The following is a 14,506-nucleotide window of genomic DNA, read 5'->3' as shown; positions in this document are numbered from 1 at the left end:
GAGCTTGATTCTTGTTATAGTAATGTTTCTTCTGTTTTTTTGGATGTTAATTCTGGTTTTCCGGGTACTGGGCGTAATGTTGGTTTGGATTTGGCTCAGGGTGAGTGTGTTATTTTTGCAGATCATGATGATACCTATGAAGAAAACGCCTTTGAAATAATGTATGATGAAATAGCTAGTGAAAATGCAGATATGGTGATTTGTAACTTTAATCAAGTATTCCCAGACAGAACTGTTCCATTTAAATCAATATTTGGAGATAGTGGGAAAATTAATGTTAATTCTTTTAAGGAAGAGCCTGATTTATTAAGAATTCCTGCAGCAATTTGGACAAGAATGTTTAGGAGAGAATTTCTTCAAAAGAATAAGATTAATTTTATTGAGGGAATGTTGGCTGAAGATGTTCATTTAGCAATTAATGCTTCTTTTAAAGCATCTGGAATCGTCTATTTAAATGATTTTTACGGATATAATTATAAAATTAGGGATTCAGGGAAAGATAAATCTACAATTCATGTTAGAAATAGAAAATACATTGAAGCAATGTTAAATGGTTATTATGAAATTGATAAATTGCTCAATGATGAAAATAAGGTTAGTTATGGTAAAAAAATTTTTAAATCTCATTTAACCTCTTGGCTATATACGATTGTATTAAGTAAGTTATCAAATAGTGATAAATTAATTTTATTTAGGAAATCATATAATATATTTGATAATTTTTATGTGGAAGACCCATTTTTTAAAGGAAAATATAAAAAATTAGTTAATCATATTATAAATAGAGAGTTTGAAAAAGCTGTAGATGAAAGTAATTATCTTGAAAATATTCAAGAAAATATTAATGATAAAACTGGAAAAAGCCGCATTAAAAGACTGTTAAATAAATTTAAAAGGTAAAACATGTCACAATATAAGATATCTGTTGTTGTTCCTACGTTTAATACTGGGGATTTTTTGGTTGAGACTTTTGAGTCTTTTATGTGTCAGACTATTGGTTTTGAGAATATTGAGGTTATTTTTGTTGATGATGCTTCTAGTGATGATTATACTTTAGATTTATTGGAGGAGCTTGATTCTTGTTATAGTAATGTTTCTTCTGTTTTTTTGGATGTTAATTCTGGTTTTCCGGGTACTGGGCGTAATGTTGGTTTGGATTTGGCTCAGGGTGAGTGTGTTATTTTTGCAGATCATGATGATACCTATGAAGAAAATGCCTTTGAAATAATGTACAATGAAATAAAATATGAAAATGCTGATGTAGTTATTTCCAATTACTATCGAGTTTATGATGATATAAAAATTGAGGAAGAAACAATATTTGATGGTGGAAGGGCAGAAGTTAGTAACATATCTGATGATTTAAGATTATTTGAGATTGGTCCTTCAATTTGGACTAAATTATTTAGAAAAGAATTTCTTATAAAAAATAATATTCGTTTTCTTGAGGGAATGCTTGCAGAAGACCTTGAATTCTATATTCATATTTTGTTTTTAGCTGATAAAATTATATATTTGGATGATTTCTATAGTTACAACTACAGGATACGTGATTCATGGGATGATAAGTCCACAATTCATTTAAGAAAGAGAGAAACATTTGAAAATATGATTAAAGGTTATTATAAGATTGATAAACTTTTAATTGAATTAAATAAGGAAATATATTTCTCAAATATTTTTAGAAGGCATTTTATTTACTGGATTTTAAGTTTAGGAAGCAGTAATATATCTAATAATGATAAACTTGAATTAATTAAGTATATTAATCCTTTATTTAAAAAACAGATTCAAATAACACCAAATTTCAATGAAAAACAGCTGTCTTCTTTAACTAAACCCATTTTAAATGATGATTATAAAAAAATTCTCAGAAACATTATAAGAATTAAGAAAGTTAGGGAGTTCAAATCAAAAATAAAAAGTATTTTTAAACATTAAACAATATTTTTATAATAGATTTTTAAGATATAGTTATTCATTAATTTAAGTAGTTATTTTGTTGGTCGAATTATGTTTGAAAATAATCATATTGTACAAAATTTTTCTAAATATACCTTTTTACTAACAGAACTTATAAAAAGGAATATTAGTGGAAAATATAAAGACTCCACTTTAGGATTATTTTGGAGTTTTTTAAATCCTTTATTATCTATGATTGTACTTACTATGGTATTTTCATTAATTTTTGCAGGATCTATTGAAAATTTCCCTGTTTATCTTTTAAGCGGTAAATTAGTATTTGATTTATTTGCAAATGCGACCCAAGGAGCTATGGATTCCATTAAGGGGAATTCTGAAATTATTAAAAAAATTTATGTTCCAAAATATATGTTTGCAATTGGAATAATATGTTCGGAGTTTATTAATTTCTTAATATCATTAATAGTTCTTGTTGTGGTTATGATAGCTACTGGTGCACCATTTTATCCAGCACTTATCTATTTCCCAATTCCATTGTTCTTTATATTGGTATTAACAACTGGAGTTGGTTTAATATTAGCTACTGCTACAACTTTCTTTACAGATATAAAGTATTTATATGGGGTTCTTATAATGTTGCTTTCATTTATGACTCCATTATTCTATCCAATTGAGATTATTCCTCAACAATTCATGTTTGCATTTACAATAAATCCATTATATGCTGGTGTTTCATCAGTTAGGGATATTGTATTGGGAGGTATTTTCCCTACAACTGGACCGCTGCTTTATTTGATAATTACATCAATTGCATCATTACTTATTGGAATATATGTTTTCTATAAATATCAAGATAAATTCGTACTTAATCTATAGGAGGTCATCCTATTTCTATTCAAATGAGATATCCTAAAAACTTTAATCAGGTTCAAGTTAATAATTCATCAAGATGGCAAGATTTAGATAATTTAGCTATTGATGATTGGGAATCTTTAGCCTATTGTAATATTAAAAGTGATGATGCTCCTAGTTCAATTGTTGTAACTAATTTTAATTTTAATATTCCAAAAGGGTCAAAAATTAATACAATTGATATTAGATTTAATTTTCATAAGAATCTAGCGCATGATAATATTGATATTCAAGCACCAACTGTTGATTTAATAGGTCTTAAAGGGAAATTTTCATCAAAATCAAATTTTGAAGCTTTTAATAAACCTGTTGAAAGTGCAGTATTTTTTGCAGGTAGTGGAATATCTGCAGATGATTTAAACAGTGAAAAATTCGGTGTTAAAATATCATTTCCTAAAAATACAAGTCCTAATGATGGAACTTTATTTTTTGACTTTGTTAGGGTCACAATTGACTATGTAGACCAACAATATATAATGAATAATGAGATTAACTCTTATTATCCTACAGAGGACAATCCTTTACAAAAAGCAGTGGGAGAGGAATTTACTTATTCTATTTTATTTAGGGATACTGTAGGTTCTGAAAAAAGACAGAAAATTTATATTGATGTTCCAGATGGATTGGAATTAGTTAAATATTATTTCAATCCAGATAAATATCTTTTAAAAAATAAAAAACCTCAAGATTCCTTAAATACAAGTAACCCTAATGAATATGTCTGGAATATTGGTTCAAAGAAAAAAGGAATGAACAGATTAAGATTAATATTTAGATGTAAGTCCGAAGGTATTAAACTTTTAAATTGTTATCATGATGTTTTTGGAAGTGGAGATAAATTCTATGTAGAAGTGCATCCTGAAGGATATGATTGTGGAATCAATGAATATGAGGATGTCCTTTTAAAATGGTCTGTTGAACTTGAAGACGATGAAGAATATCAACTTTTAAATCAAGAAACAGCTATTGAAGTTAATAATGTTTCAATGGAATTTGAAAAGGCTCAAGAAAAAATCGACAATCTTAAGGAATATGTTATTAAATGGCTTAAAAGGGAAATTAAATCTAAAGAAAAATTTAAAGCTTTAAAAAATGTTTCATTTACTATTAATAAAGGTGAAAGAGTCGGTTTAATAGGATTTAATGGAGCAGGTAAAAGTACATTGCTTAAAGTATTGTCAGGTGTTTTAAAACCTACTGAAGGCGAAATTGAAATTGAAGGTAAAGTAGCACCTCTTTTAGAATTAGGAGCTGGTTTTGATCATAACTATAATGGTAGGGAGAATATATTTTTAAATGGGGCTATTTTGGGATATTCCAAAGAATTTTTACAAAGTAAATATGATGAAATCGTAGAATTCTCAGAGCTTGAAGAGTTTATTGAGTTACCTATTAAGAATTATTCCTCTGGTATGATAGCTAAATTAGGTTTTTCAGTTGCAACTATTGTTGATCCTGAAATATTGATTTTAGATGAAGTCTTATCTGTAGGGGATGTGAAATTCCAGAAAAAAAGTTATGATAAAATTAGGTCAATGATGAGGTCTGGAACAACTGTTTTACTTGTATCTCACTCTGTAAGAACGATTGAAACTATTTGTAATAGGGTTATCTGGTTAGATAAAGGCAAATTAATCATGGATGGTAATGCTAAAGATGTTTGTAAAGCTTATGTTGAAGCAGCTGAACATGCAACTGAAGAAGAACGTCAAAATATAGAGTTTTAAGATTGTATATGTACTTTAAACACAAAATATTTGGATTTATTTTTAATCTTTTTTCAAAGTCTAAGGTTAATGATAATCAAATAGCATTTGTTGTAGATGATAAAAATTCCTTTAAGGGAAATTTTCAATATATTAAAAGAGAATTTTCTAAAAGAGGAGATTTTGATTTTGTTTTTTTCAATAAAAATAGCTTATCTATTTCCAATATAAAAAAACTTGCCAAATCAAAGTATATTTTCCTAAATGATAATTTTTTAGCTATTGCATTTATGAATTTTAATAAGGATTCTAAAATTTTCCAGCTTTGGCATGCCCCTGGTGCTTTTAAAAAATTTGCAGCTTCTTCAAGTGATAATAAAGAAGAAATAGCTGTTATAGCTAAAGCAAGCAAGAAAACAGATTATCTATTCATCACCTCTGAAAATATTAAGGGCTTTTACAGGGATGCTTTTAGAATAGATGAAAATAAAATAAAATCTTTTGGAATTCCAAGAACTGACTATTACTTTGAAGATAAAGACATCAAAAAGTTGAGAGAGAATTTTGATGAGAGATATCCTATAGCTAAAAATAAGAAAATCCTCTTATATGCTCCTACATTTAGGGATAATGAAGAGGATAATAATGTTTTCAACTATTTGAATTTGGAAAAATTTAACAATGATCTTTCAGAGGAATATGTTCTTGCTTTAAGATTACATCCAAAAATCAATCAATTTTTTAAAGGAGATATTGACACAAAAGCTGATTTTATTGATGTAAGTGGCTATAAAAATGAACAGGAATTAATGTTAATCTCTGATTTATTAATAACTGATTATTCATCTATTATGATTGAATTTGCATTATTGAATAAGCCAATTATATTTTTCACTTATGATTATGATAGATATTTAACTAAAGACCGTGGATTTTACTATGATTTTGAAAGTAATGTTCCGGGAGATATTGTTAAAACTGATGATGAGCTAATTAAATTAATTAAAGAAGGAAGTTATAATACTGAAAAGCATAATTCATTTTTAAAAATGCAATTTGATTACCTGGATGGAAACTCTTCAAAAAGGATTGTTGATTTTATATTGGAGGAATAACTATGGATATTAAAGTTAGTGTTATTGTGCCTCTTTTTAATGCTTCAGCGCATATTGAAAAAACAATTATATCTTTAATTAATCAAAACTTTCAAGATTATGAGATAATAATTGTTGATGATGGATCTGATGATGATGGTCTTGAAAAAGCACAGGAAATCTTATCAAAATCTCCAGTAGCTTATAAATTGGTTTATCAAAGAAATAAAGGGGTAAGTGCAGCACGTAATACTGGAATGGAAGTTGCCAGGGGCGAATATTTCATTTTTGTAGATGATGATGATTATATTTCTCCAAATCATATCAACTGCCTTTATAATGCTGTTAAAAACCATGATTTTGCATTAACTAAGATGTTTAAGGTAAATTCAAAAGGAGAACACCTAACTGAAGATTATACATTAGCTAATGAAATGTCCTGTGAAGAGTTAATTAAATTAGAACTTAATATGACTTTTCCTTTTAGTTTTTGTCAATTAATTTATCCTTCCAACTTAATTAAAGAGAATAACATTAAGTTCAGCACTGATGTAATCTATGGGGAAGACACAGAATTTGCACTTAAAGCTTTAATTCATGGAAAAACTGTTGGAGTTTGCAGTGAAGCAACTTATTTCTATTTGCAGCATGAAGGCTCAGCTACTTCAACTGCAGAGTTTAAAAGATTCAATTTTGTTGAAACACTTGATAATATTGTAGATTATTATAAAAATAGAGGATATGATAATCTAGCTGATGAAATAATACATAATAGGATTCCCAGAGCTATTTTTGGAAATATGAACTATTTCTTTTATAATGGATACTCTTTTGATGATGTAGTGCTGAAAATGAAGGAACTGAATTTATTTAATAAACTATCTCAGTTTAAAGGAAATTTTAAATTTTCACTAAAAATAAAGCTATTCTTATTAAATCCTAAAATATATTATAAAATGTGGATGAAATTTAAAAAGAGTATATGATTTCTATGAAAGTTTCTGTAGTAACTCCTAATTATAATGGAAAAGATTTTTTATATGCCTACTTTGAATCCTTAATTAAAAATTCCAATGAAATTGGTGAGGTAATCATTGTAGATAATGGATCTAGGGATGGCAGTCAGGAATTTATTAGAAATTACCGTGAAAAGGTAGATTTTCCAATTGTTCTAATTGAAAATAGTCAAAATTTAGGATTTGCAGAGGCAGTAAATCAAGGAATCTCAAAAGCCCGTTATGATTACATCTTTTCTTTAAATAATGATACCGTTGTTGAAAAATCAGCTATTTTAGAGTTATTAAATCTTTTAAATACTGAGGAGAGGATATTTTCAGTATCTTCTAAAATGGTTCAGTTTAATAACCCTGAATTAATTGATGATGCAGGTGATGATTATACTTTACTTGCTTATACTAAAAAAAGAGGAAATAATCAGAATTTAAACAAGTTTATTGAAGTTTCAGAGGTTTTTTCATCATGTGCAGGAGCTGCATTGTATAGGAAAGATTTACTTGAAGAATTGGGTGGATTTGACAGTGAATTTTTTGCTTATATGGAAGATGTTGATTTAGGTTATAGGGCAAGAATTAATGGTTATAAAAACCTGTTCTGTCCAAATGCAATTGTTTACCATATAGGAAGTGCAACTACTGGAAGCCAATATAATGAATTTAAAGTAAGATTAGCTGCCCGTAATAATGTTTTGGTTGTTTACAAGAATCTTCCAACACTTCAAAAGATTGTTAATATTTTATTTTTATTTTTAGGCTTTTTAATAAAATATCTATTCTTTTTAAAGAAAGGTTTTGGCCCTATTTATTTAGAAGGTCTTAAAGAGGGTTTAAAAACAAGAAATAAAATTAAAAAAGTCGAATTCAAATCTAAAAACTGGAAAAATTACTTTAAAATCGAATATGAACTAATTAAAAACACATTTAAACTTTTAAAAAGATAGGATAACATGGACTGCTCAATAATTATTATAAATTATCAAACTTATCAATTAACAAAGGACACTATTAACTCTATTATAGATAAGCCTCATTCCTTTAGCTATGAAGTAATTGTAGTGGATAATGCATCTAAAGATGACAGTTTAGTTAAACTTCAAAAAGATTTCAAAGATAAAGTAAAATTCATAGCTTCGAAAGAGAATAATGGGTTTGCAGCAGGTAATAATTTAGCTATTAAAAAAGCTAAAGGTAAATATGTTCTTCTTTTAAACTCTGACACTGTTGTTTTAGATGACTCTTTAGATAAAATTTATAATTACATGGAAGAAAACAAAGATGTTGGTGCTACTGGATGTCAGGTTCTTCTGGAATCTGGAGAATTGGATAAAGCCTGCAGACGCAGTTTTCCAAATCCTCAAAATGCTTTTTACAGGCTCTTTCATATTCCTACAAAGAATAAAAATGATAATTATAATCTTGATGAACTTGATGATGATGGAATTTATGAAATTGACTGTTTAACTGGTGCTTTTATGTTTATACGTAAAATTGCATTGGAAGATATTGGTGGAGGGCTTGATGAAACCTTTTTCATGTATGGTGAAGATATTGACTTGTGCTATCGTATAAAAAAAGCAGGTTGGAAAATTGTATACTTTGGTAAATCTAAAATAATTCATTATAAAGGAGCCAGCAGCAAAAAACAGAAATCAAAATTAATCTATGAATTTTATAGGGCTATGTATATTTATTATAAGAAACACTTGGCTAATAACAATTCATTTTTTATTAATGGCTTAGTTTATCTAGGTATAGTTATTTTATGTATTTTAAAACTGTTTTTAAACTTATTTAAAGGCAAATAATGTAAATTATATATATCATTAAAGCTAAAAAATTACACAACGATTTTTAGGAGATTCCTATGATTAAACAAAATCAGAGAGTATTAAATGCAGCTTTTGTTGTTTTAGATGCATTTGTTATATGTGTATCATTGTTGTGTGCATGGTGGCTTAGATTTAAAACAACTCTTTTTGGACCTATTGGGGGGCATTTAGGTTTTGAACAATATGCTCTTTTTTTAGTTCTTGCTGTTTTACCGACTTATTTGATTTTGTATTTTTCTTTTGGTTTATATAAGCCATTTAGGACTCATAAAACTATATTTAATGAGGCTACTCAGATAATAAAGGTTAATATTGTTGCCTTTGTAGTTCTTGTAGCTATTTTATTTATTATAAATCAACCAAACTTTTCAAGGATTATGCTATTTCTTTTAGCATTTGTTGGAGCATTTTTTGGTATTGTTGAAAGATTTATTGTTAGAAGTGCATTAAGACATTTACGTTCCAATAATAAGAATTTAAAGCATATTCTTGTTGTTGGTGATAATGAACTGGCTTTTAACTTTGCAAGAAAAATAAGAAATAATCCATACCTTGGTTTTTCAGTTGCAGGTTTTTTAGGGCGTGCCAATAGGGTAGGGATGGAAATTGAAGGCAGTAAGATTATTGGTTCATTTAATGATTTAGATGATATTTTAGAAAAAAACACATTTGACCGTGTTGTTTTAGCTATTCCTTTAAAATATTATTATCGTATTGATGGATTGGTAAATAGCTGTGAAAAAGTAGGGATAAAAGCAGAGATTATTCCTGATTACTATAAATATTTCCCAGCAAGACCATCTGTGGACATGATTGAAGATTTACCGATTATTAACATCAGATATGTTCCATTAGATGACAGTTTCAACAAACTCTTAAAAGGAATTACTGATTATACAGTTGCTATTATAGCTATTATTATTACTTCTCCAATAATGATTATTACAGCTATTTTAATCAAGTTAACTTCTAAAGGACCAATTATATTTAAACAGGAAAGAATTGGATATCATGGTGAACCTTTTACAATGTATAAATTTAGGAGTATGAAAGTTCAGGATCCTAATGAGGAAAAATCTGAATGGACAACTGAAGATGACCCTAGGAAAACAAAAATTGGTTCATTCATTAGAAAAAATAGTATTGACGAACTTCCTCAATTTTTCAATGTTTTAAAAGGAGATATGAGTGTTGTTGGTCCTAGACCTGAAAGACCTTACTTTGTTGAAGATTTTAAAGAAACAATTCCAAAATACATGATTAAACATCAAGTAAAACCCGGTTTAACAGGATGGGCTCAAATCCATGGATGCCGTGGAAATACTTCAATTAAAAAACGTATAAAATATGATATTGAGTATGTAGAAAACTGGCATATGGGTTTAGACTTAGGAATAATGATTAAAACAGCTTTAAAAAAGAATCCTAATGCTTATTGATTCTTTAACACATTTTCATTTTTTCATTTTTATGCCTTTAATTAAAATTTATTAACTAATATCTACTAATTTTAGTCTATAAAAATAAAATTTTTTTTAATAAATTAGTTTTCAAATGGGGTCACTTATAATTTATATACTCACATAGTTAAAATTATAATTAACTTACAATGAGGGGTTTTGGTATGGAAGAAAATTTAAGAAATGAATATGAAAAAGTCAAAGATAAAATTTCTGAAGAAGACTTCCTTAAAAAAATTGAATTATTAATGGAAGAAAATGAAGATAATCCTTTTTATAATGAAATGTCTGCTGCTGAGATGATAATTGGTAAATTATCCTCTGAACAAGATGTTGATCAGATTACTAGTGATGAAGACAGTGACATTATTAAAATTGATGAATTGTTAGATCAACGTAGGGATGTAAATATTGCTGGTAGGATTATGCAGATGTCTAATCCTAAATCATTCCAAAGTAAAAATAAGGATGGTAAACTTTGTAATTTAACAATTGCTGATGATACTGGTTCTATTAAAGTTGTTTTTTGGACTGAAAACATTAGACTTTTAAAAGAATACAACGAAGGAGACCTTATTAAAATTATTGATATTGATATTAGAAAAGGATATTCTGGCCTTGAAGGTAGTTTAAAACGCAGATCTACTGTTAAACGTTTAACTGAAGAGGAGTGTCCTAACTTCCCAAAATACAATGAAGTAATAACTAATATTGAAGATATTGAATTTGCAGAAGATGTTACTTATAATATCATTGCTAGAATTATCAAAATCCCTAATATTCGTTCTTATGAGAAAAATGGAAGGGAAGGTAAAGTTGCATCTTTAGAACTTCAAGATAGCACTGGAAAAATCTCTTATACTTTATGGAATAAGAATGTTGACTTAATTGATTCTTTAGAGCTTCATGATGGAGACACTATTAAAATTGTAGGTGCTGTTCCAAGAGAAAACAGAGATGGAATCTCTTTAACTCATTGGGATGGAAGAATAATTAAAGGAGATTTTGATGTTCCTGATTTTGAAGAAAATATCACTCCTATTGGTGACTATCAAGAAATGCAAAATATAACTGTTTTAGGTGTTGTAACAAAACTTCAGGATGTTAAAACATTTATAAGAAGTAATGATGGTAGTGAAGGTAAATTAAGGTCATTCTCAATAGCTGATGGTACTGGTGAAATTAGGGTTACTCTTTGGGGAGATGATGTTGAAATTGATTTAAATAAAGGAGACATTGTAAAAATCATTGATTGTACTGAAAGGTCTGATGAATATACAGTAAGCGGTTATTCTATTAATACCAATTGGAATACTCAGATTGTTTTAAATCCTCCTGTTGATGAAGAACGTTTAGCTATTTTTGAAGAGATTAAATCATCTTTACATCCTGTAACTCTTGAATATATCCAGGAATCTGATGATGATGGATTAGAAAGAGATGTTATTGGAAGAATGATGGTAATTCATGAAGCTAGGGAATTTGAAAGAGATGATGGTAACTTTGGCGTAGTACGTTCAATTTTACTTGCAGATGGAACTGGTAAAGCTGAATTAGCTTTATGGGGTGATAAGGCTTCTGACAATTATAAATTAGGTAAAATCTATTTAATTGAAAATGCCAGAACAAGACTTGGAGAAATGGATGTTAGCTTAAATGTTGGCGCTTCTTCTAGAATCATTGAATTAGATGAAGAAATAGCTGCAAAATATAATATTCCATCTTTTGAAGAACTTGAAGAAGATATTTACACTTATAAAAGTATTGATGAATTAGATGAATATGATAGAGATATTAAAGTTATTGCAAGGATTATAGAGGTTTATGATCCTCGTGAATTTGAAAGAGATGATGGTTCTAGAGGGGTTGTTAGAAACATTGAAATAGCTGATGCTACTGGTTCTATTCGTCTTGCATTGTGGGATGATAATGCTGAAATGCCTTTGGAAGTTGATGACCCTATCAAACTTGAAAATCCAAGAGTTTTATATAATGAAGATCATCTTGAATTAGGAACTACAAGAAACACTTCTATTCTTGACCCTTCTGATGAAGAAATTGACTCTTTACCAACTCCTGATGAATTAAGAGAAACTATTTACCCACAAAAAGAAATTAATGCTCTTGAAGATGATGATCGTAATGTCCGCATAACTGGAGTATTTAAAGACCCTTCAAACAATATACTTCTTGCTAAATGTCCTAGCTGTGGAAATAGATTAGAACCTGATTCTGAAAATGATGATGGTGCAGTTTGTAGTTTCTGTGGAGATGTTATTGATGAACCTAATTATCTTTTAATGCTTTCTGGAAGATTTGAAGATGATACTGGGGAGGTACAAATCACTTTCTTTGATAATTTAGTTGAAGAACTTCTTGAAATGGATAAAGAGGAAATTATTAGCTATGTTGAAGAAGAAGGTGTTGGAATATTTGAAGGAAAACTTGATGATTTAAGTGGAATGACTATGGAAGTTATTGCCAATGTTAGATTTGATGAATATAATGAGGAAGTTAGACTTAGTCCTAAAAAAATTTTAGATAAATATTACTAAGGAATGATTATTATGGTGGAATTAGAAGATTTACCAAGTGTTGGTGAAAAAACTGCAGAAAAACTTAGAGATGCTGGTTTTGCAGATATGATGAGATTAGCTACTGCTACTGCTAAAGAATTAGCTGTAAAAGCCGAAATTGGTGAAGGTGTAGCTGAAAAAGTTATTGAAGCAGCTCGTAAATCTGAAAAAATAGGATTTGAAACAGCTTTAGATGTTTCTGAAAGAAGAAAAGAAGTTGGCCGTATATCTGTTGGAAGTCAAGGATTCAATGATTTAATTGGTGGTGGAATTGAAACTCAATCTATTACTGAAGTATTTGGTGAGTTCGGTTCTGGTAAGAGTCAGATTTCTCATGAATTAGCTGTTACTGTCCAATTACCTATTGAACAAGGTGGTCTTGAAGGACAATGTGTATTTATTGATACTGAAAACACTTTCCGTCCAGAAAGGATTATTCAAATTGCTGATGGTTTTGAATTAGATCATGAAGAAGTTTTAAGTAATATTCATATTGCTCGTGCTTTCAATTCTTCTCATCAAATCTTAATGGCTGAAAGCATCAATGAATTAATCCAACAAGGTAATAATATTAAATTAGTTATTGTTGATTCTCTTATGGCTCATTTCAGAGCAGAATATGTTGGTAGGGAATCTTTAGCTGTAAGACAACAGAAATTAAATCAACATTTACATGCTCTTCAACAAATAGCTAATACCTATAATGTTGCAGTTTTCATAACAAACCAAGTTCAAGCTAAACCTGATGCATTCTTTGGAAGTCCTACAAAAGCTATTGGGGGGCATGTTTTAGGGCATGCTTCTACTTATAGGATTTGGCTCAAAAAAGGGCTTGCTGGTAAAAGAATTGCTCGTTTAGTAGACAGCCCTCACCTTCCAGAAGGTGAATGTGTCTTTAAAATTACTAGTGATGGTATTGTAGATTAATTCTTCAATATTTCTTCTTTTTTTTCTTTTATACAAATTTTTTATATACTACCCATTACATAATATTAATTGTAAATTAATTTTGTAAAGGGTTTTTTATGAATGAAATTGAGATTACTATTTTATCTATTGTTATAATGATTGCTTTAGGTTATATCCTAAAACGTCTTGATTTTTTATCTGAAGATGATATTACACCATTGAATAAAATAGTAATGAATATTTTATTACCATGTATGATTTTTTCTGCACTTTTTTCTGCAGATTTAAGTGCAATTCATAAATTAGGTGTTCTACCTATTGCTATTATTTGTTCTTCATTTATTGTTGGTATAATATCATTTATTATTCTTAAAAAATTAGGATTTGAAGATAAGAGACTTTGGAGTGTTTTAGTTACTGTAATGATTGCAAATACTGCATTTATGGGATATCCTGTTAATTTAGGTGTTTTTGGAGATGCAGGATTTTTAAGAGCAATATTTTGTGATTTAGGTACTACATCTATATTTTTAATTCTATCCTTATTGTTAGTTCTTAAATTTGGAGGAACTCCTCGTGCTGCAGTTAAAGACATACTGCTCTTTCCACCATTGTGGGCTGTTGTTTTAGGTATTATATTTAATTTATACAATATTCCGATTGGTCCAGTAGTTGACAATGTTGTTAACTATCTAGGTGATGGTGCTATTCCATTAATTATGATCTCTTTAGGTTTATCCATTAATCTTGGTGGTTTAAAATGGAATAAGGACATGGTTTGCTTCACATCTATAATGAAACTTTTCATTTTCCCAATAGTTATGTTTGCATTTGTTACTGTCTTCCACTTTACTGGGTATGAGTATACAATTGCAATTGTTGAAGCAGCAATGCCTTCAGGTATGTTGTCATTAATGTTAGCTGTTAATTATGGTTTGGATTATCATTTAACATCAGATTGTATACTGATGAACACTGTATTTTCACTAGTTACATTGCCTATTATTATCTCTTTATTATAGGCATTTTTTAATTTTTTTTCAGCTGTTTTTTCTTTTAGTTTTACCTAATTCTTTTTTAT

At 28.6% G+C, this 14,506-nt stretch carries 12 protein-coding genes; all 12 read left to right on the top strand.

The window, feature by feature from the left end; translation table 11 throughout:
• On the top strand, positions 1-900 hold a 900-nt coding region (locus MBBWO_RS07510), incomplete at its 5' end, for a glycosyltransferase family 2 protein (protein ID WP_116670274.1).
• A gap of 3 nt (positions 901-903) precedes the next feature.
• Positions 904-1,941 (top strand): glycosyltransferase family 2 protein, encoded by a 1,038-nt coding sequence (locus MBBWO_RS07505; RefSeq protein ID WP_116670273.1) that lies wholly within the window; start codon positions 904-906, stop codon positions 1,939-1,941.
• A gap of 72 nt (positions 1,942-2,013) precedes the next feature.
• Positions 2,014-2,799 (top strand): ABC transporter permease, encoded by a 786-nt coding sequence (locus MBBWO_RS07500; protein ID WP_116670272.1) that lies wholly within the window; start codon positions 2,014-2,016, stop codon positions 2,797-2,799.
• Positions 2,800-2,822: 23 nt separating this feature from the next.
• A complete protein-coding gene (locus MBBWO_RS07495; protein ID WP_116670271.1) occupies positions 2,823-4,562 on the top strand; it encodes an ABC transporter ATP-binding protein in 1,740 nt (579 codons plus the stop codon).
• 8 nt (positions 4,563-4,570) lie between these two features.
• Positions 4,571-5,656 (top strand): CDP-glycerol glycerophosphotransferase family protein, encoded by a 1,086-nt coding sequence (locus tag MBBWO_RS07490; RefSeq protein WP_116670284.1) that lies wholly within the window; start codon positions 4,571-4,573, stop codon positions 5,654-5,656.
• 2 nt (positions 5,657-5,658) lie between these two features.
• The gene (locus MBBWO_RS07485) at positions 5,659-6,621 is read left to right on the top strand and encodes a glycosyltransferase family 2 protein (protein ID WP_116670270.1); all 963 of its coding nucleotides are present in this window, start codon (positions 5,659-5,661) and stop codon (positions 6,619-6,621) included.
• 5 nt (positions 6,622-6,626) lie between these two features.
• A complete protein-coding gene (locus MBBWO_RS07480) occupies positions 6,627-7,592 on the top strand; it encodes a glycosyltransferase family 2 protein (RefSeq protein WP_116670283.1) in 966 nt (321 codons plus the stop codon).
• Between the two features lie 6 nt (positions 7,593-7,598).
• Complete coding sequence (locus MBBWO_RS07475) at positions 7,599-8,456, top strand: glycosyltransferase family 2 protein (RefSeq protein WP_116670269.1); 858 nt, start codon at positions 7,599-7,601, stop codon at positions 8,454-8,456.
• Between the two features lie 59 nt (positions 8,457-8,515).
• Positions 8,516-9,919 carry an undecaprenyl-phosphate glucose phosphotransferase gene (locus MBBWO_RS07470; protein ID WP_116670268.1) on the top strand — a complete coding sequence of 468 codons (1,404 nt, stop codon included), beginning with the start codon at positions 8,516-8,518 and terminating at the stop codon, positions 9,917-9,919.
• Between the two features lie 185 nt (positions 9,920-10,104).
• A complete protein-coding gene (locus MBBWO_RS07465) occupies positions 10,105-12,495 on the top strand; it encodes an OB-fold nucleic acid binding domain-containing protein (protein WP_116670267.1) in 2,391 nt (796 codons plus the stop codon).
• Positions 12,496-12,507: 12 nt separating this feature from the next.
• Positions 12,508-13,443, top strand: coding sequence for a DNA repair and recombination protein RadA (gene radA / locus MBBWO_RS07460; RefSeq protein WP_116670266.1), 936 nt, complete (start codon positions 12,508-12,510; stop codon positions 13,441-13,443).
• 98 nt (positions 13,444-13,541) lie between these two features.
• On the top strand, positions 13,542-14,447 hold the full coding sequence (locus MBBWO_RS07455; protein WP_116670265.1) for an AEC family transporter: 906 nt from the start codon (positions 13,542-13,544) through the stop codon (positions 14,445-14,447).
• The last annotated feature ends 59 nt before the right edge of the window (positions 14,448-14,506 follow it).

Origin of the sequence: Methanobrevibacter woesei (assembly GCF_003111605.1) — an archaeon.
GTDB lineage: Archaea > Methanobacteriota > Methanobacteria > Methanobacteriales > Methanobacteriaceae > Methanocatella > Methanocatella woesei.
Note: the sequence above shows the minus strand (reverse complement) of the source record. Positions and strands in the feature narration are given on the sequence as shown.

Excerpts from the sequence above, each read along its gene's own strand:
- MBBWO_RS07480 (WP_116670283.1), top strand. The coding sequence starts at position 6,627 with ATGAAAGTTTCTGTAGTAACTCCTAATTATAATGGAAAAGATTTTTTA.
- MBBWO_RS07500 (WP_116670272.1), top strand. The coding sequence starts at position 2,014 with ATGTTTGAAAATAATCATATTGTACAAAATTTTTCTAAATATACCTTT.
- MBBWO_RS07505 (WP_116670273.1), top strand. The coding sequence starts at position 904 with ATGTCACAATATAAGATATCTGTTGTTGTTCCTACGTTTAATACTGGG.
- MBBWO_RS07485 (WP_116670270.1), top strand. The coding sequence starts at position 5,659 with ATGGATATTAAAGTTAGTGTTATTGTGCCTCTTTTTAATGCTTCAGCG.
- MBBWO_RS07465 (WP_116670267.1), top strand. The coding sequence starts at position 10,105 with ATGGAAGAAAATTTAAGAAATGAATATGAAAAAGTCAAAGATAAAATT.
- MBBWO_RS07490 (WP_116670284.1), top strand. The coding sequence starts at position 4,571 with ATGTACTTTAAACACAAAATATTTGGATTTATTTTTAATCTTTTTTCA.
- MBBWO_RS07455 (WP_116670265.1), top strand. The coding sequence starts at position 13,542 with ATGAATGAAATTGAGATTACTATTTTATCTATTGTTATAATGATTGCT.
- radA (WP_116670266.1), top strand. The coding sequence starts at position 12,508 with ATGGTGGAATTAGAAGATTTACCAAGTGTTGGTGAAAAAACTGCAGAA.
- MBBWO_RS07470 (WP_116670268.1), top strand. The coding sequence starts at position 8,516 with ATGATTAAACAAAATCAGAGAGTATTAAATGCAGCTTTTGTTGTTTTA.
- MBBWO_RS07475 (WP_116670269.1), top strand. The coding sequence starts at position 7,599 with ATGGACTGCTCAATAATTATTATAAATTATCAAACTTATCAATTAACA.
- MBBWO_RS07495 (WP_116670271.1), top strand. The coding sequence starts at position 2,823 with ATGAGATATCCTAAAAACTTTAATCAGGTTCAAGTTAATAATTCATCA.